Origin of the sequence: Anaeromonas frigoriresistens (assembly GCF_016820655.1) — a bacterium.
GTDB lineage: Bacteria > Bacillota > Clostridia > Tissierellales > SIT17 > Anaeromonas > Anaeromonas frigoriresistens.
The window spans coordinates 85,437-104,955 of sequence record NZ_WSFT01000039.1 but is presented as its reverse complement, the minus strand read 5'-3'; the positions used below and the strand labels follow the sequence as shown (position 1 = coordinate 104,955).

The 19,519-nt window shown below is 28.9% G+C and carries 21 protein-coding genes and 1 riboswitch; of the genes, 1 reads left to right on the top strand and 20 read right to left on the bottom strand.

Annotated features, from left to right (window positions below; genetic code table 11):
- Positions 1-78: 78 nt before the first annotated feature.
- The 15 genes from GOQ27_RS10820 to GOQ27_RS10760 form a co-directional block, all read right to left on the bottom strand.
- On the bottom strand, positions 79-1,092 hold the full coding sequence (locus GOQ27_RS10820; protein WP_203366880.1) for a sensor histidine kinase: 1,014 nt from the start codon (positions 1,090-1,092) through the stop codon (positions 79-81).
- Positions 1,067-1,744: a response regulator transcription factor gene (locus GOQ27_RS10815; protein ID WP_203366879.1), complete on the bottom strand. Its 678-nt coding sequence runs from the start codon at positions 1,742-1,744 to the stop codon at positions 1,067-1,069. The genes GOQ27_RS10820 and GOQ27_RS10815 overlap by 26 nt, the downstream gene beginning before the upstream one ends.
- 408 nt (positions 1,745-2,152) lie before the next feature.
- A complete protein-coding gene (locus GOQ27_RS10810) occupies positions 2,153-3,319 on the bottom strand; it encodes a PQQ-dependent sugar dehydrogenase (protein ID WP_203366878.1) in 1,167 nt (388 codons plus the stop codon).
- Between the two features lie 259 nt (positions 3,320-3,578).
- Positions 3,579-4,328: a nitroreductase family protein gene (locus GOQ27_RS10805; protein ID WP_203366877.1), complete on the bottom strand. Its 750-nt coding sequence runs from the start codon at positions 4,326-4,328 to the stop codon at positions 3,579-3,581.
- A gap of 178 nt (positions 4,329-4,506) precedes the next feature.
- Positions 4,507-4,776, bottom strand: a complete 270-nt coding sequence (locus tag GOQ27_RS10800; protein ID WP_203366876.1) for a CD3324 family protein — start codon at positions 4,774-4,776, stop codon at positions 4,507-4,509.
- 349 nt (positions 4,777-5,125) lie between these two features.
- Positions 5,126-5,644, bottom strand: coding sequence for a VanZ family protein (locus GOQ27_RS10795; protein WP_203366875.1), 519 nt, complete (start codon positions 5,642-5,644; stop codon positions 5,126-5,128).
- A gap of 46 nt (positions 5,645-5,690) precedes the next feature.
- Positions 5,691-6,068, bottom strand: a complete 378-nt coding sequence (locus GOQ27_RS10790; RefSeq protein WP_203366874.1) for a DUF6262 family protein — start codon at positions 6,066-6,068, stop codon at positions 5,691-5,693.
- Positions 6,068-7,648 carry a tyrosine-type recombinase/integrase gene (locus tag GOQ27_RS10785; RefSeq protein WP_350445903.1) on the bottom strand — a complete coding sequence of 527 codons (1,581 nt, stop codon included), beginning with the start codon at positions 7,646-7,648 and terminating at the stop codon, positions 6,068-6,070. The genes GOQ27_RS10790 and GOQ27_RS10785 overlap by 1 nt, the downstream gene beginning before the upstream one ends.
- A 486-nt stretch (positions 7,649-8,134) precedes the next feature.
- Positions 8,135-8,296 carry a hypothetical protein gene (locus tag GOQ27_RS17630; RefSeq protein WP_484477123.1) on the bottom strand — a complete coding sequence of 54 codons (162 nt, stop codon included), beginning with the start codon at positions 8,294-8,296 and terminating at the stop codon, positions 8,135-8,137.
- A gap of 131 nt (positions 8,297-8,427) precedes the next feature.
- Positions 8,428-8,964: a tyrosine-type recombinase/integrase gene (locus tag GOQ27_RS17625; protein WP_484477122.1), complete on the bottom strand. Its 537-nt coding sequence runs from the start codon at positions 8,962-8,964 to the stop codon at positions 8,428-8,430.
- Between the two features lie 9 nt (positions 8,965-8,973).
- The gene (locus GOQ27_RS17620; RefSeq protein ID WP_484477121.1) at positions 8,974-9,153 is read right to left on the bottom strand and encodes a hypothetical protein; all 180 of its coding nucleotides are present in this window, start codon (positions 9,151-9,153) and stop codon (positions 8,974-8,976) included.
- A 290-nt stretch (positions 9,154-9,443) separates the two neighbouring features.
- The gene (locus GOQ27_RS10775; RefSeq protein WP_203366873.1) at positions 9,444-9,944 is read right to left on the bottom strand and encodes a GNAT family N-acetyltransferase; all 501 of its coding nucleotides are present in this window, start codon (positions 9,942-9,944) and stop codon (positions 9,444-9,446) included.
- A 35-nt stretch (positions 9,945-9,979) separates the two neighbouring features.
- Complete coding sequence (locus GOQ27_RS10770; RefSeq protein WP_203366925.1) at positions 9,980-10,801, bottom strand: class I SAM-dependent methyltransferase; 822 nt, start codon at positions 10,799-10,801, stop codon at positions 9,980-9,982.
- A gap of 896 nt (positions 10,802-11,697) precedes the next feature.
- Positions 11,698-12,939: a flagellin lysine-N-methylase gene (gene fliB, locus GOQ27_RS10765; protein WP_203366872.1), complete on the bottom strand. Its 1,242-nt coding sequence runs from the start codon at positions 12,937-12,939 to the stop codon at positions 11,698-11,700.
- A gap of 216 nt (positions 12,940-13,155) precedes the next feature.
- Positions 13,156-14,352: a polysaccharide deacetylase family protein gene (locus GOQ27_RS10760; protein WP_203366871.1), complete on the bottom strand. Its 1,197-nt coding sequence runs from the start codon at positions 14,350-14,352 to the stop codon at positions 13,156-13,158.
- Positions 14,353-14,563: 211 nt separating this feature from the next.
- On the opposite strand from GOQ27_RS10760, the gene GOQ27_RS10755 reads away from it, so the two are divergent.
- Entirely contained in the window at positions 14,564-15,013 is a 450-nt protein-coding gene (locus GOQ27_RS10755; RefSeq protein ID WP_203366870.1) for a CBO0543 family protein, read from the top strand.
- Between the two features lie 65 nt (positions 15,014-15,078).
- Here the strand turns inward: GOQ27_RS10755 and GOQ27_RS10750 are convergent, their stop codons facing one another.
- From GOQ27_RS10750 to ribD, 5 genes are read right to left on the bottom strand one after another with little or no spacing between them, the layout of a single operon-like run.
- Positions 15,079-15,738 (bottom strand): HAD family hydrolase, encoded by a 660-nt coding sequence (locus tag GOQ27_RS10750; RefSeq protein ID WP_203366869.1) that lies wholly within the window; start codon positions 15,736-15,738, stop codon positions 15,079-15,081.
- 6 nt (positions 15,739-15,744) lie between these two features.
- Complete coding sequence (ribH, locus tag GOQ27_RS10745) at positions 15,745-16,206, bottom strand: 6,7-dimethyl-8-ribityllumazine synthase (RefSeq protein WP_203366868.1); 462 nt, start codon at positions 16,204-16,206, stop codon at positions 15,745-15,747.
- Positions 16,207-17,418 (bottom strand): bifunctional 3,4-dihydroxy-2-butanone-4-phosphate synthase/GTP cyclohydrolase II, encoded by a 1,212-nt coding sequence (locus GOQ27_RS10740; RefSeq protein WP_203366867.1) that lies wholly within the window; start codon positions 17,416-17,418, stop codon positions 16,207-16,209.
- 14 nt (positions 17,419-17,432) lie between these two features.
- A complete protein-coding gene (gene ribE / locus GOQ27_RS10735) occupies positions 17,433-18,083 on the bottom strand; it encodes a riboflavin synthase (RefSeq protein ID WP_203366866.1) in 651 nt (216 codons plus the stop codon).
- On the bottom strand, positions 18,084-19,184 hold the full coding sequence (gene ribD, locus GOQ27_RS10730; protein ID WP_203366865.1) for a bifunctional diaminohydroxyphosphoribosylaminopyrimidine deaminase/5-amino-6-(5-phosphoribosylamino)uracil reductase RibD: 1,101 nt from the start codon (positions 19,182-19,184) through the stop codon (positions 18,084-18,086).
- Between the two features lie 184 nt (positions 19,185-19,368).
- Positions 19,369-19,490: riboswitch (FMN riboswitch) on the bottom strand.
- Positions 19,491-19,519 lie beyond the last annotated feature (29 nt).

The window sequence follows — 19,519 nt, the reverse complement described above, 5'->3', positions numbered from 1 at the left end:
AGTATAAAAGGAAATCCATAATCTTCAAATGGATTTCCCTTACATAACCTTACATTCTTGAAAGGCTTTCTATTTAGTTTAGTAAATATCTTGCTTATTAAATATAATCTTAACTTGTGTTCCAACTCCAATCTCAGATTCTATTTCAACACTGTGTTCAAGCTTTTTTGCTATACTTCTTACCATATAAAGGCCAATCCCAGTTGCACTTCTTTCTTTTCTACCATTGACCCCAGTAAAAAATGGATCAAATACCCTTGATAAATCTTCTTTAGTTATACCTACACCTTCATCCTTAATAAATAGTTCTATTGTATCAATATTATTTTTTTCATATATTTCTATCTTATTTGCTTTTGCATTTTTTGAATATTTTATAGCATTAGATATTATTTGATCTAACATGTATCCACACCATTTTTTATCGGTGTAGACATAAGTTCTCTCATGTATATCTACCTTAGGGAAAACCCCCTTGTATATAAAATCCCTTTTCTTATTATTAACTACATCGTTTACAAGTTCCCTTAAATTACAAGAACTTGTAATATAATCCCTCGAGAAATCCTCTAATCTTAATACATTAAGAGCTTCTTCTAGATTCTTTTTAAGTATATTATTTTCTTCCTTTATATCATCAATATATTTATTATCTTTAGTATAGGGAGTGCTCTTTTCACAAGCTAGACTTATTACAGTTATTGAAGTTTTCATATTATGAATCCATTGGGAAAATAAATTATCTTTGTCATTTATAGATTGCTTTAATGTATGAATTTCCTTAAGATAATTTTGATGAATATCACTTATTGTATATAATATCTCTTTCTCATTGGAATTAACATCTACATTATTATAATCAGGGCTTACTATACTCTCTTTTAGCTTTTCTAAAAATCCTCTATATCTTATAGTAGCAATGATAAAATACGTTAATATTACAAATCCACTTAACATTAATGGATACACTACTTCGTTATTTTCATATAGTAAATTATAAAATAATACTATAAGGAGGGCATTTATTAGTAAAACAATTAACTCTATACTTTTTCTCCTTAATACCTTAATTATTAATTCCATTAAAGACATATCCTACCCCTCTTTTTGTTATAATAGCATTATCAATCCCTAAATTACTTAGTTTTTTCTTTACCCTAGTCATATTAACTGTTAAAGTATTATCATCAACAAAGGTAGTATCATCCCATAAAACCTCTAACAATTCTTCCCTTGTAATAACTTTTCCAATATTATTTAAAAGTATATTTAATATTCTGTACTCATTTTTTGTCAGATCTATAATTTTATCTTTATAGCTTAACTTCATACTTTCATGTCTTATAGATAACTCACCCTGTTCTTCATCCTCAGTTTCACTGTATTCACATACCCTTCTTAATAATGCATTTATTTTAGCAAGTAAAATCCCTATACTAAAAGGCTTAGTTATATAATCATCTGCTCCAATCTCCATTCCTCTAATCTGCTCACCTTCATCGCTTCTAGCAGATAGTATTATTACTGGGATATTATATAATTTTCTTATAATCTTTAAGAAGTAAAATCCATCGAATTTAGGTAAGTTGATATCTAAAACTATTAAATCAGGTTTAATTTCCTCTACTCTATCCATTACCTTGTCAAAATCATTAACTTCCTCAACATCATACTCATAGGCTTCTAAGTATTCCATTATATATTCTTTTAATTTTATATCATCTTCTATCAATAAAATAGTCATATTTTCCTCCTGTTGAATCTAATTCTATACATGATTCTATGATAAATTTTTTTAATTTAAATAGTGTAGAATTTTAAAAAAACCTACTTACTATATCCAATTATAACTTTTTGTATTAATTTCTTTTTTATTACTAAGTTCCTTATTTTCTTCATATATAGAAATGAATAATCTGTGAGTTTAAAAAGAAGTATATATAAGACATTTGTCTTATATATACTTCTTCAATTAATATCATTATTCCTCTATATTAACAGATAATTATCATATTTATTCTGTATTCTACTCATCATTTAGTTACATATTTATATTTTTTTATTTGAAAGAATACAAAATTCTCATCCTGGTTAATGGTCCTTATAGTAAAATTATAAAAAGCAAATACTACTAACCAAAAATGACCCAAGCTTATTCATCTGAGGCATTTAATATTGGTGTAACCTTTATGATCTTATCATCTCCTTCCATTGGAGTCCCTCTCCCATCTGTCTTATTTGTAGCTATATAAAAAGCATATTCATGATAAATTACAGTACGAATACGTCCCAAGTCCTGCAAAAGTCTTTCTTGCCTTATAAAGTTACCTTCATTATCTAAATCAACTCTCATGACCATACTTCCTCTAAGTCCAGCAATATATAAAGGAGTTTCTTCTATATTGCTCCAGGGAAGAAAAGTAATTCCAGAAGGAGCTAATGTGAAATCTGAATAGCATGCTATTGGATTCTCGTATTCTAATGATTCTTCGTCACAGGTAATTATAGGCCATCCATAATTTTTTCCTGGTTGTATTAAGTTGATTTCATCCTTCCTATTAGGACCATGATCACTAGCAAAAAGCTGACCACTCACTGGATGCCAAGCTAATCCTTGGGGATTTCGGAGTCCATAGGCAAACACCGGACTACTATCAAAAGGATTATCAGTAGGAATTGTACCATCTGGATTAATCCTAAGAATTTTTCCCGATAAGGTGTCTATATCCTGAGAAGAATTCTCTTGTTGAGCATCTCCAGTAGTAATATAAAGCTTATTATCCGGACCAAATTTTATCCTTCCTCCATTATGAAATTGAGAACCAGGTATCTTATCAAGAATTATTTGTTCATTATTAAGGGTGTTTTCCTCAAAAGTAAATCGAGATACCCTATTATAAATCTGATTTCCTTCAGCATAGGTATAGTAAAGATAAATAATGTTATTATTCTTAAAATCAGGACTTAAGTCCATCCCTAAAAGTCCACCCTCTCCTATATGCTCAACATTATGTATGTCATAAATTTCTCCCTCATCTAGTAATAACACCCGACCTGGTCTTTCTGTTATGAAAATTCTACCATCTGAGATAGGCACTATCTCCCAGGGTATCTCAAGATTCTCAGCTATTATTTCAGTTTTATACTTTAAATCTTCTGTTGAGCTCTCGGAAAGTTCTCCGGTTGCTTCATTGGTATCTTCATCCTCATTTTTACTTTCTTCAGCTGGTGTAGATTGAGGTGTCTCTACTTCTTCTATTTGACATGAAGTAAATAAAATAATTGGAAATATTAATAGCAATATGCAAGTTTTCTTCAAATTAATTCCTCCCAAATATTTAGTTATAAAAAAATATTTCAACTATAATATTTTTACCACCTATGAAATAGAGTAATCAAAATACCTATTATTCTTTTATAAAAATATATGATAAATAAATAGTTTGGAGCTTATTTATTTATCATATATTTAGGGTGTATGAACAATTCAAAAAGGAAATCCTCAAACTTAGTAATTAACCAGTTTGAGGATTTTATATTCTTTTGAAATACTCCCTTTTTTTCTCTGTAAATGCTACTTAATCATTTTTAGCAGACTCATAGCGTATATTAAACCCACAAGCTTCAAATTGTTCTAGTAACTCCTCAGGGGACTCAAGCCACTGACCTGCTTTACGAGATATATGTTCTGTCCACCCATAATTATCAAATGTATATAACTCTTTGCTACCATCTTTAATAGGAATCATATTATTCATATCTCGGTAATAATTTTGATTAATATAACCTTCATCCATTTCAGCTATGGCATTATCAATCATTTCATCTGTAAATTCAGGATACTGATCTTCAAAAAGACAATACTCCATTGGATAGCGAGGACGAGGAGTCGGATCTTCTGCTGGGTAACCCATAACTAACTGTACAAGAGGAAATACCTTGTTAGGAAGCTTATACTCTTCAACGATTTTTTTTGCATAGTAAGGAGTAGCACCTATGAAACAACTACCTAAACCTAAACTTTCGGCTGCCATTACCATATTACCTGCTGTATAGGCAGCATCTTGTATGCCCATAATTAGCATCGAAAGGTCATTTATGACAATGGTCCAGTTTCTTTTTTTCATAATCATTTCTAACTTATGTAGATCCACACAAATTGTAAATTGTAATGGTGCTCCAAAGGGGTGCTTATTTTTTCGATCCAATAAGATACTGTAGCATTGATAAGCAAAAGGAGCTTGTTGTCCAGATCTTACAATAGCTTGTATTATTTCATCTGTTGGCATATCCGACTTATATTTACGGATAGACTTTCTATTTAGCATTGATTGTAATATAGGATTATCCATATCAGTTCCTCCTAAGTATTTATATTATGAGCCTCTCTAATTCTATCTCAAAGTAATTATAGCATCCTATACATACTACTTAAAAGATAAATAACATCTCTGTATTATTTTTTATACAAAAAAAGCTACTACTCAAAAGAGTAGTAACTCTAATTTAACTGACTTTTGTATATATGATTTTTTTAATACTATTAACTGAAAGAAAAAACTCTTCAGCAAGCTCCTGAATTGTATGACCATTTTGATACTTATTAGATATTTGTTTATTTCTTTTTCTTATATATTCTCTGTGTCCTGAATTTTCTCCCCATTTCTTACGTTTTTCAGGGATAGATGGTATATATACATAGCCACCCTGGATATGTTTCTGAATTTCTCTTACTAATCTATCTGGTAATATTTTTTCAGCATTGATATAATTCATAAAAACTTCTCTCCTTAAAATTATATTTTATTATTAAGGATACAAAGTCTGTTTAGATAAATTTTTTTAGAAAGGCGATATTACTTATTTACCCCTACACAACTATCGCCAGTGTCATATCGACAGACTTTGCGTAGAGTTTTACTTCCTTTATACTTGTTAGTTTTACTATTCATTTTTCCCCACTCCTTTAAATATCTCGTGTATACTCTGACACAATACTGCATTTTACTTGTTATATACATAGACTACATGTAATCAATGTAGTCTATGATTTAATTAATTTTAGTTCGCATAATATGAAAATTGTGAAGCAAATGTCATCTTGAGTAATCAAAGTTTACAGCGATTATTTTTTTAATACTTTTAAAATTAGTGGCTTTAAAACAAGAAAAATAGTATATCCTACTAAGCCTCCAAATGTATTTGTAATTAAATCAGTAATATCAAATGAGCGAGATGATAAACCACCCCACCATGCACTCATTAATTGAGAAATTTCAATTACTAAACTAAAAAGAAATGTGGACATAATTATTTTCAAGATGCCCTGTCTCTTAATAATAGCATATAAAAAACCGAAAGGTATCATCATAACAATATTTAAAACAATTTCTCTAATTGCTCCGTTATAGTTTGACTTTAAATCTCTAAAAGGTATAAAATTTGCAGTTTGAAGAAACATATTATTTGTTCCATTTATTAGGGGTATTGTAAATGGCATTAGTGTAACGAATAGAACCATTGTAATATAAGCATACATTAGTGTATTAATTATAAGTATCTTTTTAGATTTTTCATTCCACCTTCTGTAAAAGAATAGAAAGTAAATTATTAATAATAACATAAAGTCAAAAAAGTACCTCATTTAAATCTCTCCTTTGTGTGTCATATTCTACTATTACGAACTACTGTTATTTTAAATTTTCATATAATTTACCTCTAATAATCTCTAATTGCTCTTTAAGTTTCTTGTTTTCTTCTTCTAATTCTTTAATTTTTTTATCTTTTGACATTATAATAATATCTTTTGCTTTAGCAGTTTTATCATATTTGGCTCTTTTATTCATAGTTTTACTCGTCTGTTTATCTCTAAGTTTTTCAATTCTTTTCTTAACTTCTTCGTTGTTATAAAGAAAAGTCTTGGAAACTCCACTTAAATTAGATACACTATTAAAGTTAATTTTTTCTTCATTCAAAGAAAGTTCTCTAATGGCTTTATCTAATTTTTCTAAAGTTAATTGTGTTTTCTGTTTTGCATATCTTTTAAGTCCTTCAGTATGGTCTGCCATTATAACTCCTCCCTTGACTTTCCATTTTTATGAACTAATTTATGTTCTTTAACTTTTCCCAATGTTTGCTCTAATATATTTAAATACTGTTTATTTTTCTCTGCCCAAAGTTCTCTGCCACATCTATCACTTATTTCGATTTGTTGCCTAACCTTTTCAATTTCTTCTTCATATTCAGGTATATTTTCAACCGTAGTACAGAAACTTGCACAGGTTAAACAATGGTTCATCTGTTGCTTACAAGGTAATTTAGAGGCTTTAAAGCATACTCCAAATGGAACTCTAACGGCATCTAAATTCTTTTTTACATATTCATATCTAATGAGATTTTCACCTTCGGTAGAAGATGTATCTACTTCAACAAGTTCATTAGTTGTAGTATCAACTTTAAACAATTCTAAGTCCTCTGTATTCTTCCATTTCTCATATAATACATTTTCCGATACAGTAGCATAATGAACTGTCATTTGTAAACTTTGATGTCCTAAAATCTGTTGTATAACGCTTATTCCCATACCTTGTTCTACATATTCTTTGGCTCTTGTATGTCTTAATGAATGAAGCCTAAAGTGGTATAATTTACCGTTAGCATCTCTAATATCTTTTTGAACTATTAGCCTCTTAATCGTTGCTAAAAGTGTGGCTTTCGCCAATGGTTTGCCTTTTAATTTACCTTCATAAGTATTGAATAAATGCTTCTTAGGATTATTTTCTTCTGTGCTTAGTTCTTTTGCTTTATCAATAGATTTTTGAATCATTTCTGCAACTTTATCTCTTATCGGAATTTTAAGTTGTGATATACCTGTTTTAGTTATTTCACCACAAAGGTAATAGTTATATTTCTCTTCTTTACTATTCCATATCTGCTCTAAGCAATTATCATATCTAAGGTTTAATATATCCGTACCTCTCCATCCAGTTTCACGAAGAAGAATATAAATAGGTATGAATTGTGGTCTATCTAAATCCATGATATTATTATCTAATTGTTTTAATATAGGTTCTGGAACAAACTTTGCTTTTTTTACTTCATCTTTGTTTAGTTCTCTTTTAGGAATGTCATCTTGAAATATTAAAAATGATACTTCTTTTTTTGGTGCTTTATCATATTGAGCCATTTGAATATATTCTAAAAATGTTCTAACAAAACTTATATACTTAGAGTTTTCCGTTTTATTTTTATCTTTTCTGTCATTTGACACATAGTATAAATATTTTTCTATATCATTTCTATTTAAATCTTCAATACAACCATCTTGATATTTATTTGAATAAAGATAATTAAAAAAATAACTTAAATATTTAAGTGTATTATTGCAAGTCATCCAACTTTTTTTAGTAATTATTGTTCTAAAATATCTTTTAACAGTTTCTCTATAATATAAAGGTATAGCAGTAAAATTAATTGAATTATAATTACCATGACTTGAACCACTTGCAGGTATTTTAGCACCTTTAATATTTTTTGAATACCATATATCTTTTTCAATTTCTTCTCTATCATCATAGAAATCTTTGATAAAGTCTATTGTTCCGAATACACTTGACATTTCGGCTGATTTAGATTTTGAGATACTCAATAAATAACTATTGTATTTGATATTAAATTCATTAATATTTATATCTTGAAGTGTCTTTAAAGTATTAAAATTTTTATTGAAAAATATAGATATATATATTAAAGAACTTCTAATCTTAGCAATATATGAGTTCTTTAAAAGTTTATTTTTAAAACTATAACATACATAAAACTTAAATTCGTTTTTTATATATTTATTATCAAAATCAGAAAAATCAACACTTGAATACCCAGATGTCCCAACTGTTATAGATTTAGCAATGAAAAACTCTTTTGCAAAATCCCATTTATCATTTTCTAATCAATATCTATTATCTTGACTAAGATATTCGATTATTTCATCCTACTTACTTTGCTTATTGCTTTTTATTATCTGTAAATCCTTCACTTTATTCATCCCCTTCGTTGTATATGTTTAAGTCTAAATTGGTTTGAGTTTTATTAAACTCTTTCGTTATTTCTTCGTCAGAAGGGTGTATATAAGTGTTTAAAGTAGTATAAATGTTTTTATGCCCTGCTCTAGTTCAGGTTGCCATCCTGCCATTCTTAATAAAGTTAATGAACTATGTCTAAACATATGTGGAGTAACATATATATCTGTCTTTTTCTTTAATGTTCTAAATAAATTATCTGTATCAGTATAATTCATAGGTTTATATTTATTGCTTCACTTAACTTAATGAATATATGATTAGTTTCAACTTCTTCTGTATGATAATCTGCTATATATTCCATAAATTTATCTGCTAAGTTTTGAGATATGTCTATTCTTCGAGGACTTTATACTGTCTTTATTTCAGCATTATTTTCAAGTTCACCTCTATCTTGTAAATCTATAACCATATCGCTTATATCAAAGTCCTCAATCCACAAAGATAAGGCTTCGCCTATTCTCATGCCAGTTTCATATAACAATGTTAATAGAAACCTATCTCTAAGGTTATTACAGGCTCTTATAAGTGTCCCTATTTCTTCTTTTGATAATGTCTTTGGCTTAGACTTAGGTACTTTCAGTTTTAATATGTTGCTCGTTACTTTCTTTTGCTCATGTGCTATTCCATACAAGAAACCTTTAAAGTTTCTACTTGGTGTAGCCACAAACTTCTTTAGTCTGTCAGAAATATTATTACTATATTCCTCGTGCCTTAGTATATAATCATAAAATGCCAATACAGTATTTACTATAATGTTTACTGTTCTTGGACTTCTTGCTGTTTGTACTTGGTGTGTAGGGATGACCTTTAGACTTTTATATGGATTTTGCAACCAATTCACAAATAATGCTAAATCATCAATAGTTACTTTTTGAAAATTCAACTCTCTTTGTTATAGGTACTCAAAGTATAGTTTTAAATGTTGGCAATACATTCTTAATGTATTTCTTGCATAATTAGTATTATCCTTAAACTTAATAAACTTTAGTATTGACTCTATAGGTAATCCATTATCATCTGCTACAAAGTATCTCTCTTTTCCTTCTTCTGTTTTTACTTTTACTACTTCCATAATTATATACACTCCCATAATTCTACTTTTCCATACGCTTAGTTTACTATAAATACTATAATTATTACAACTATATATTTAATATTCTAAGTATTATATATAATATAAAAGTATATTTAAACTACTATCTAATTACATACACTATATTCCTTATTATAAAAATTATATAAAAAATCACATTATTCTGTCAATGATTCGTCATCTTTCATCCCTATACTTATAAACTTTTCAATATCTTTTTCAATTTCTTATCTACAAATTATCTTACATATTCTCGCCTCCTAATACTACTATAAAGTGAGTTCAAAATACAGATCTTCATTCTTACTTCCTCCATGCCACTTCACACCTTTAAATATAAAACCTAATTTTATTAAAATATTTTCAGAAGATTTATTTGAAGGATCGATAAAAGCAACTATTGTATCCCTATTTAAATATTTTCTTGCATAATTCACACAAGCTATAGCTGCCTCAGTTGCGTATCCTTTTCCCCAGTATCCTTTTGCAAAGTGATAGACTAATTCTATATCTTCATTATTATCAGGAGGATTAAATCCACATACCCCTATTACTTCATTATTTTCTTTTAAAATTATTGCATAGGGAGAGTGTCCTTTTTCCTTTTGAAGATTTATGTAAAACTTGAGAGATTTCATCTCCTGTTCTCTATTCCCTGCTCCTCCACAATATTTCATAACTTCTTCATCTCCCCAGAAGCTCATTACAGAGTCAATATCTTCTATGTTTAAGGTTCTAAGGTATAACCTATCAGTTTCATAAATTTTCAAAATTACCCCTCCTAAAATAATCTATAATATTTATTTTATTTTTCAACCACAATACACATAGTTTTAGGTTCTTCACAATATGGCTTACCCGTTACATCTGAATATAATTCTATTTTACTAAAACCAGCTTTTTTGATTTCTGCAATTATAGTACTCTTTGTATATCCTTTAAACCAATTTCTTATTATATCTACCTTTCCAAACTTATCAATTATTGTATATTGATCTAATCTAATATCATCTTCATAAATAAAATGAGATTCTAGACATATATGTCTATCAGGTTTCCAATATCCACCTTTTTCACTTACATACCATGTATTATTCTCTTTCTTATCTTCAAATTCCTTTATAGTAAAAACATCAAATATAAATTTCCCTCCCTTCTTTAAGGAGTCATAAATTTTCTTTAATAAAATTTCTCTATTATCACTGGACAATACTCCATAGTCACAGTAAATCAATGTCACTAAATCGAATTCATTTTTATAATTAATATCTAAATAATTTTTATAAAGATAATTTATATCTTGATTCCTTTCCTTAGCATAATTAATTGATCTCTTGGCAAAATCTATACCAGTAACCTGATATCCTTTTTCAAAAAATCTTTCAGCATAAAGACCAGGTCCACATCCTAAATCTAAAAGTGTTTTATATTTTGATGATGGCACTATATTGGAAATCCACTCTACTGATTCCAGGATAAAATCATTTTTTCTACTAGCTGCATCCCATTGAGGATTCAAATGAGCCTCTAACATTCCTTTTGAAATATGTTCATCATCCCAAAACTTACAGGTGTTGGATGCATACAATTCTGGTTTCTTTAGATATTTAAATAATCCATTTAACATTATTTTCACTTTCCTCTTTTCCTATTTTTATTTAGCAATATAATTATGAAAAAAAGCATATAAAAAAGGAGCTATAGACTTTAATCTACGGCCCCTAATAACAGGTACAAACTATGCCGCGAGATAAAGGATTAAAATCTAAATTGAAATTTAGGTATAACAATTAACTGTTAAAAATAACAGTGTTGTTCTCCTATTAAATTCAATTTAAGACTTTACCCTTCATCTCCGCGCTTCACTTATGTTATTTGATTTGCTAACATCAAGTGTTGCCGGATAGCATTCCACCTTTCATAATCAATATTACTATAATTGGATAATATATTAAATTGATAATTATGTCAATATTCAAAAAGAATAAAAGGTTTTTTTGTTACGTATTTTATGTTAATCATAACCTCTCTCTTTTTCTTGCTTTCTCAACATTATTTCCTAGGAAATTATTCTTTTGTATATTTTTTGATATTATAAACAAAAAATATGTTATTCAAAACGAGCCTTTATAAGCATTTATTGAAGCAGAGTATGATAATATAGGGATTTGTTATGATTAAATAAATTTAGATGACTATAATATCAGAGTAATATTTGTCAAAATATGATTTGCTTTTCATCAAATTTTTTAAAGTTAAGTAAAATCCGAGAGTGAATTTAATACATGATAGATTAAGATAATTATTTTATCTCTTATTCAAACTATTATGTAATCATTTTTGAATATATTTACTTATAGATCTTCTAATTTTTTACCTGTAAGGAGTTACAGTAATTCTTCCGACAATTTTATATTCATGACACCATGCGTAGATTCTATTACTCTAATAATATCATCTCCATCTTTTCCCGTGGTGGTTAGATCATATATAAGATCTACTCTATTTTCTATTATCCATAGATTAATCTACATAAAGTGTTATCAACTTATTAAGTTCAACTAATTTTTCTTTTTCTAAATATTTAATCACGGACTGCCAATAGGTCTTATCTTGTATAAAAGTTTTTGTTAATGACTGAATAAGTTTAAGTGCTAAATCATCATTCATTCCTTTATGATAAGTAGCTAGTCCTATTAAATTTAATTTAAGCAACCCATAAATGACACATAGTTTCAAGTATGAATTCCAAATGTTATTTAAGTTAAAGAGTTCACTACTGTAAATAAAAACATGATTAACAAGATAATTTTCTAAAATATAGGATTTTTCCTCTAAGTAAGGTTTTAGATATTTTTCATAATTTATCTTATAATGGTTTTCTAAGTTCTTATCTTTTACTTCGGAAAACACATCCAATACTTGCATCAAGCACTCTATATATCTCTTAGAAAAGAAACTTACACTGTCTCCTTCTTTAAACTTCATTGAAAGTATAGTATTTAAATGGTGGAACTGATAGTTATTTTTAAATTGAAATTCTTTTTTTGTAGATTTTAATTTTTCTACATCATGGAGAATATTTACCTCTTTAATCTTAGATAGTGATTCTTCATTATACTTTCTTGAAAAATCAATATCACTTACTATTTCATTCAAGAAATAACCTATAAATTCTAACCTTTCACTTAACTTAATGGATCGTGTTTGTAAGATATTAATAATTTGGGTTCTTATTTCTTTAATCATTTCTACTTGCTCCAAGTCTTTAGTAAGAGGGGAAACTACATATAAATCATCAAATTCTATGATATCTCTAATCTCCTCAAGTTCAATTCCTTTGTCATTTAATAAAGCTAGTTCAGCAGCAACGGAACAAGACAATTCTAATCCTCGTTCTATTTCATCCTCCATTAATACAATTGCTCTAGGATAACTTTTACAGGTTTTTGATAAACTATTTTCCCCCATATTGATGAAAATCTCACAGAGATTATGCTGATTTAAAAATGGACACATCATTTCACTATTAAGGTTAACAATTGCAAAGTCATCGCCATTCATAGATTTTTCGTTTCTAGAAAGACCTTTTTCTACAATCTTTTTGATTACTTCATTTTCACTATTGATGTATTTTTTGTATGTATTTTTATCAATAATTATTTTCCATCTTTCACAACAACTTTCTTCACATTTTATTGGATTACACCGAAACTTATCACAATACTTAGGTTGTAATATTTTATGCTCTTTATTACTCTTCATATAATTAAGCACTCCCTCTATTTAAATTATAAATATTTTAACTTTCTCTTCTAACTCTTTATTTTTCTTGATTATTTTTTCTACTGAAGTAAATACTCTAGTTTATTGATTTCTCCATTCCAATTTACATTACCTTTATTTATTTATAAAAGTAAAATCATTTTTAAAGATACATATAAGTAAATGCCTTCCAAATATAAATTTAGAAGGCATTTTTTATTCTAGATTATTTAATTCTACTATTTCTTCTACTGTTATGTTATATCTTTTTGAAATACTATATAAAGTATCTCCTTTTTTAACTATATATATTTTATCTTTTATATCAGTATTAGTTGTCTTTTTTAACATTTCATTTACTGTAGTTAAGGTATATCCCCTTGACTTTAGTCCTTCTATTATTTCCGGTAATGCCTCCACTGTTTTTTGATGTCCTATATGCATTAGTATTATCCCTTTGTGGTTTGCATTATTTAAAACTCTATCTATAATATATTGAGTAGTAACCTTGTTACCCCTTATTTCTTCTGCCCAGTCATGGGTATCTATACTCCACATGACGGCATAAGAATAACCTTCTTCACCTAATACTTTTAAAACTCTATCATCATATTCACCAAAGGGAGGTCTGAATAGATAAGATTTTTTATTAACGTTTTCTTTAATTATTCTAGCAGTTTCTCTTATCTCATTTCTAATTTGTTCTTCACTCATTTCTCTCATATGTGGGTGAGTTAGTGAATGATTCTCTATTATATGTCCTTTTCTTATTATTTCTTTAGCTAAATCTGTATGATCTTTAACCCAATATCCTCTTAAGAAAAAAGTAGATTTTACATTGTATTTATCTAAGACATTTAATATATCTATAGTAGGTTCATATATCCAACCTGCATCAAATGTCAATGCTATTTGTTTATCATAGATTGTGTTTATACCACTACTTACAACTTTAGCTGGTTGATTTGTAGTTGCTTGTCCACTACCGGGAATATTTAATTTTTGACCTACATATATAACTATATCTTTTTCTTTAGGTTCAGAGTGAGTTGGATTTTCTAATTCTTCTTCCTTATTTGGTTCATCTTCTTGAGAGTTATCCGACTCTTGTTTATCTGTGTATTCTTTAGGATTATTTGCGGTTAATTCTTCTTTAGAGGTTTCTATATTATTTTCTTTTTCATCTTCAATTTCAGTGTCTAAGTTTGGATTAGTAATATCTGCTGATTCTTCACCGGGATGTTTATCATCTTTTACTGTATCTATAGTTTCAGATTCTATTGGATCAATATTTTCTTTATTTAGAAAAGTAGATAATATATTGGCTTTTAATGCTATGGATATTATCAAAACCACTAATATTATAAATATAATTGATACTACACCAATTATAATTTTTTTCTTACTATCCATCAGTTTCATCTCCTTTATAATATGATATTCATATATAAAGAACTTTGATAAAACATCTATATTACAGTTATACCCACGTCTTACTAGATTAAGGTTAAGTTTATATTACAACTAATTGAATCACTATGAAGAATAAAAATATTTTTATATAAACTTACTTATACTAATTAATAGAAATAATATTATTTATTAAAGAAAGGAAGCTTGAGGAATGGTTTTTAACTATGTATTTGGATTAGGATTTAGTTGGATTTTAATGTATTTAATATATAGGAAGGATAAAAAGGTAGTATTATTTATTTTTCCTTTTTCTAGCCTTATAGCTCATACCGTTAATGCTTTTGGCTTTTATTTAAAATTCTGGACTCTTACACCCGTTAAATGGCACAGTTTCGCTGCTTTACCCTTTGACTTAGGCTATTTTTCTTTGATAGGAGTATTTTTTATCTACCTGGCCAGAAACCATAAAAAATTATCTCCTTTTTTAATCTTAATAATACTTTCTTTGATTGCAACAGCTTTAGAAGCTGTATTTCTTCTTTCCGGAAAAATAATTTATTATCCAAGGTGGAATCTACTTTTCACATTCTTCTCATATTTAATACCTTATGGAATAGTTTATGGATATTATACTCATATCAAGATATATATAAAGGATTAATTCTATTACTTTAAACAATAAATTAACTCCTCCTTATATAAGGAGGAGTTAATTTATCTATGCAATTACAATATATTTCTTAATTCTTTTATATTATCTATTCTCACATCAGCATCATCTAATTCACTAGGTTGATGAAAACCATAGTTACAACCTATGGTTAAAATACTATTTTTCTTCCCCGCTTCTATATCTTGAAATCTATCCCCTATCATCACCATATCGTTAGGATATTTTTTCTTTAATTTAGATAGGATTTCATATTTAGGAATATACTCATATTCTTCAGAACAAGCCATTTCAACAAAGTACTCATCGAGTCCAAAGGTTTGTCTTGCCTTATCTCTATAACTTATACTACAGTTGCTTAAAAATACTAAATTATATCCCTTCTCTGTTAAATATCTCAAAGTTTCTATTGCTTCTTGGTAAAGTACTGCTTCTCCATTATTTATTTGACGGAGCATTTCTTTACCTATCATTTTGCTTGCTTTAGCTATGATATTTGGATCAAGATTTGGCATGAACTCTTTCCACATTACTTTACTGCTAAACCCTAACCAATAGGAAATTTCGTCATCATTCCATACTTTTTCTGGTGCTACACCTTCATTTACCAAATAACTATATGCTTTTCTAAAGGCATTTCCATAAATTTTTATACTATTATGAATTGTACCATCATAGTCTAAAAATATAGTTTTGACATTTTCAAACATATTCATCTTACCCTATATTTCTCTTAATAAATTTGCCATTTCTATAGCTGTAAGAGCTGCATCAGATCCTTTATTACCTGCTTTTGTTCCAGCTCTTTCGATAGCCTGTTCAATAGTATCAGTTGTAAGTACTCCAAATACTACTGGTAATTCTGTTTCTAAAGATACACTGGCTATGCCTTTTGTTACTTCACTAGATACATAATCAAAATGTGGAGTAGCTCCTCTAATAACAGCACCTACGCATATAACCCCATCATATTTTTTTGATTTAGCTAATTTTTTTGCTACTAAAGGCATTTCAAACGCTCCTGGCACCCATACTACTTCTATATCATTTTCTGATACACCGTGACGCTTAAAAGTATCTATAGCTCCAGATAGTAATTTACTTCCTATAAATTCATTAAATCTCCCAACAACTATAGAAAATTTTAAACCTTTAGCTATTAAATTTCCCTCATATGTTTTCATTTACTTTTCCTCCTTAAAATTTAGCATGTGTCCCATTTTTTTCTTTTTAGTTTTTAAATAATATTCATTTCTTTCATTATGATTCATTTGTATCGGTACTCTTTTAACCACTTCTATACCATAGCCACTTATTCCAGATAGTTTTTTAGGGTTATTGGTCATAAGTTCTACTTTTTTAACCCCTAAATCTGATAATATTTGGGCACCGATACCATAGTCTCTCATATCCTCTGGAAATCCTAAAGCTATATTAGCTTCTACTGTATCCATACCCTGGTCTTGTAGAGCATAAGCTTTGATTTTATTGATTAAACCTATACCTCTACCTTCTTGTCGCATGTAAAGTAATATTCCTCTACCTTCATTTTCAATTTTCTTCATAGCTAAATCAAACTGATCTCCGCAATCACATCTAAGAGATCCAAAGGCATCTCCAGTTAAGCATTCTGAATGAACCCTTACTAATACGGGTTCTCCATCAGATACATCTCCTTTAACTAGGGCTACATGATGCTCACCATTAAGCTTATTAACATAACCTACTATTTTAAAATCTCCATATTTTAAAGGCATAGTGGCCTCTGTGGCTCTTTTTACTAAGGATTCATTTTCTCTTCTATATGCTATTAAATCTGCTATAGTTATTATTTTTAAATTATGTTCCTTTACATATTCCATAAGCTGAGGTACTCTAGCCATTGTTCCATCATCATTCATAATTTCGCATATGACTCCTGCAGGATATAAATCAGCCATCTTAGCCAAATCTACTGCTGCTTCAGTATGTCCCGCCCTCTTTAATACTCCTCCTTTTTTTGCTACTAGAGGGAATATGTGACCAGGTCTATTAAAGCCCTTTGCTGTTGCATCAGTATCTATTAACTTTTGTACAGTCATAGATCTTTCTCCTGCTGAAATTCCAGTGGTAGTTTCTATAGAATCTACTGATACCGTAAAGGCTGTCTCCTTTGGATCTGTGTTTACAGATACCATAGGGTGTATATCTAATTCACTTAACCTTTCCTTGGTCATGGGAGTACATATAAGACCTCTACCATATTTGGCCATGAAATTTATCGCCTCAGGAGTAGCCTTCTCAGCAGCCATAAGTAAATCTCCTTCATTTTCTCTGTCTTCATCATCTACTACTACTATCATTTTTCCTGCTTTAATATCTTCAATTGCTTCCTCTATTGTATTAAATTTATACATTATTGCACCCTCCTTTATACAAATCCATTTTCTCTTAAGAAATTCATATCTATATTATTTTTAGGTTCATCTACTTTTCCAAAGGTCATAAATCTTTCAATATATTTTCCAACCATATCACACTCTAGATTTACTTCATCACCAACTTTTTTACTTAACAAAGTGGTTTCTTCTTTAGTTAATGGTATAATTGATACCTTAAAAACATTGCCCTCTACTAAAGCAACAGTTAAACTGGTACCATCAATAGCTATAGATCCTTTATTTATTATATATTTCATCACTTCTGAAGAGGACTCTATTGAAACCCAAGTAGCGTTATCTTCTTCCTCTAATGCTTTAACAACTCCTACTCCATCAATATGACCAGAGACAATGTGTCCTCCAAATCTATCTCCTAGTTTCATTGCTCTTTCAAGATTAACTTTACTACCAGATTTTATATTCTTTAGATTGCTACGTCTCATTGTTTCAGGCATAATATCTATAGTAAAGCTACTTTTGTCAAAATCTATAACTGTAAGACACACTCCATTAGTACTTATACTATCTCCTAGCTTTACATCATCTATGATTTTTTTAGCTTTTATTGTTATTTGAGCTGATTTCATACCCTTAACAACTCTATCAACTATACCTATCTCTTCTATAAGTCCTGTAAACATTTATCCACCTTCCTTCCCTAAGTAACCTTCAATTATGATATCTTCACTAAATCTTGCTATAGTCATATTTTTAAGAATAAATGCTTCTTCTATCTTTTCCCTACCTTTACCACCTACTGGAGTCTTAGCATCTTTACCTCCTATTATCTTAGGGGCTATAAATGATAATACTTTATCTACAATACCTTGTTCTAAAGCACTATAGTTTAGAGTAGAACCTCCTTCTAAGAGAACACTGTCTATTTTCATTTTTCCTAATTGAAACATCAAATTGTCTAAATCTACTCTTTCATTTTTTAAAGGTGTAATGATAACTTCTGCACCTTTTTCTTTAATTGCTTTCATTTTTTCTTTATCTATTTTTTCTGTGGTGGCTATAATTGTCTTAGCCTTTGACTTTATATTTAACACCTTAGCATCTAAGGGTATCCTTCCATTGGTATCTACAATTACTCTTATTGGGTCTACTCCACCATCATCAAGCCTTGTAGTTAACTGAGGATCATCTGATAGTACAGTACCAATTCCAACCATTATAGCAGAGACCCTATGCCTTATCTGATGTACATAATGCCTTGATACTTCATTAGTAATCCACTTTGAATCTCCAGTACTAGATGCAATTTTACCGTCTAATGTCATTGCTGTCTTTAGAATACAGAAGGGCTTATTTTCAGTTATATATTTAATGAAAATTTCATTTACTTTCTTGATTTCATCTTCTAAAATTCCTACCTTAACTTCTATCCCATTATTCCTTAAAATTTCAATTCCCTTACCTGCAACCAATGGATTGGGATCTCTCATTCCAATTACAACTTTTGAAATACCTTTTTCCACAATATTGTTTGCACAGGGAGGTGTTTTTCCGAAATGGGAGCAGGGTTCTAATGTCACATACATTGTAGCCCCTTGAATATCTTCTTTAGCATTTGCAAAGGCATTTACCTCAGCATGGGGGCCTCCATAAAGTTCATGAAATCCTTCTCCAATTATCTTATCTTCTTTAACTATTACAGCACCTACTAAAGGATTTGGATTAGTATAACCCTTGCCTTTTTTTGAGAGTTCTATGGCACTTTTCATATACTTTATATCCATACACTCACTCCTAATTTGATTTTACAAAAAATCACGTATTTTATTATATCCTTTACAATATTTATTAATTATATTTTTACCCTTTTGGCAAAAATTAAAGCTCTGAAGGTAACCCTTCAGAGCTTGATAACAATAATAGTAGTATAAATATACCTATATAATGATAGATGTATACTTATATCCTATGTATCTTCTTCCATCCAGACTTTACTGTCGGTCTTGGAATCTCACCAAGTCAACCATATTTTCATATGGCTCGCGGACTTTACCGCCGGTCGGGAATTTCACCCTGCCCTGAAGATTATATTCACTTTTATGTTTAAAATATATCATTC

Coding starts and splice junctions, on each gene's coding strand:
- GOQ27_RS10820 (WP_203366880.1), bottom strand. CDS start 1,092: ATGTCTTTAATGGAATTAATAATTAAGGTATTAAGGAGAAAAAGTATA.
- GOQ27_RS10815 (WP_203366879.1), bottom strand. CDS start 1,744: ATGACTATTTTATTGATAGAAGATGATATAAAATTAAAAGAATATATA.
- GOQ27_RS10805 (WP_203366877.1), bottom strand. CDS start 4,328: ATGCTAAATAGAAAGTCTATCCGTAAATATAAGTCGGATATGCCAACA.
- GOQ27_RS10800 (WP_203366876.1), bottom strand. CDS start 4,776: ATGAATTATATCAATGCTGAAAAAATATTACCAGATAGATTAGTAAGA.
- GOQ27_RS10795 (WP_203366875.1), bottom strand. CDS start 5,644: ATGAGGTACTTTTTTGACTTTATGTTATTATTAATAATTTACTTTCTA.
- GOQ27_RS10790 (WP_203366874.1), bottom strand. CDS start 6,068: ATGGCAGACCATACTGAAGGACTTAAAAGATATGCAAAACAGAAAACA.
- GOQ27_RS17630 (WP_484477123.1), bottom strand. CDS start 8,296: ATGAATTATACTGATACAGATAATTTATTTAGAACATTAAAGAAAAAG.
- GOQ27_RS17620 (WP_484477121.1), bottom strand. CDS start 9,153: ATGGAAGTAGTAAAAGTAAAAACAGAAGAAGGAAAAGAGAGATACTTT.
- GOQ27_RS10770 (WP_203366925.1), bottom strand. CDS start 10,801: ATGTTAAATGGATTATTTAAATATCTAAAGAAACCAGAATTGTATGCA.
- fliB (WP_203366872.1), bottom strand. CDS start 12,939: ATGAAGAGTAATAAAGAGCATAAAATATTACAACCTAAGTATTGTGAT.
- GOQ27_RS10760 (WP_203366871.1), bottom strand. CDS start 14,352: ATGGATAGTAAGAAAAAAATTATAATTGGTGTAGTATCAATTATATTT.
- GOQ27_RS10755 (WP_203366870.1), top strand. CDS start 14,564: ATGGTTTTTAACTATGTATTTGGATTAGGATTTAGTTGGATTTTAATG.
- GOQ27_RS10750 (WP_203366869.1), bottom strand. CDS start 15,738: ATGAATATGTTTGAAAATGTCAAAACTATATTTTTAGACTATGATGGT.
- ribH (WP_203366868.1), bottom strand. CDS start 16,206: ATGAAAACATATGAGGGAAATTTAATAGCTAAAGGTTTAAAATTTTCT.
- GOQ27_RS10740 (WP_203366867.1), bottom strand. CDS start 17,418: ATGTATAAATTTAATACAATAGAGGAAGCAATTGAAGATATTAAAGCA.
- ribE (WP_203366866.1), bottom strand. CDS start 18,083: ATGTTTACAGGACTTATAGAAGAGATAGGTATAGTTGATAGAGTTGTT.
- ribD (WP_203366865.1), bottom strand. CDS start 19,184: ATGGATATAAAGTATATGAAAAGTGCCATAGAACTCTCAAAAAAAGGC.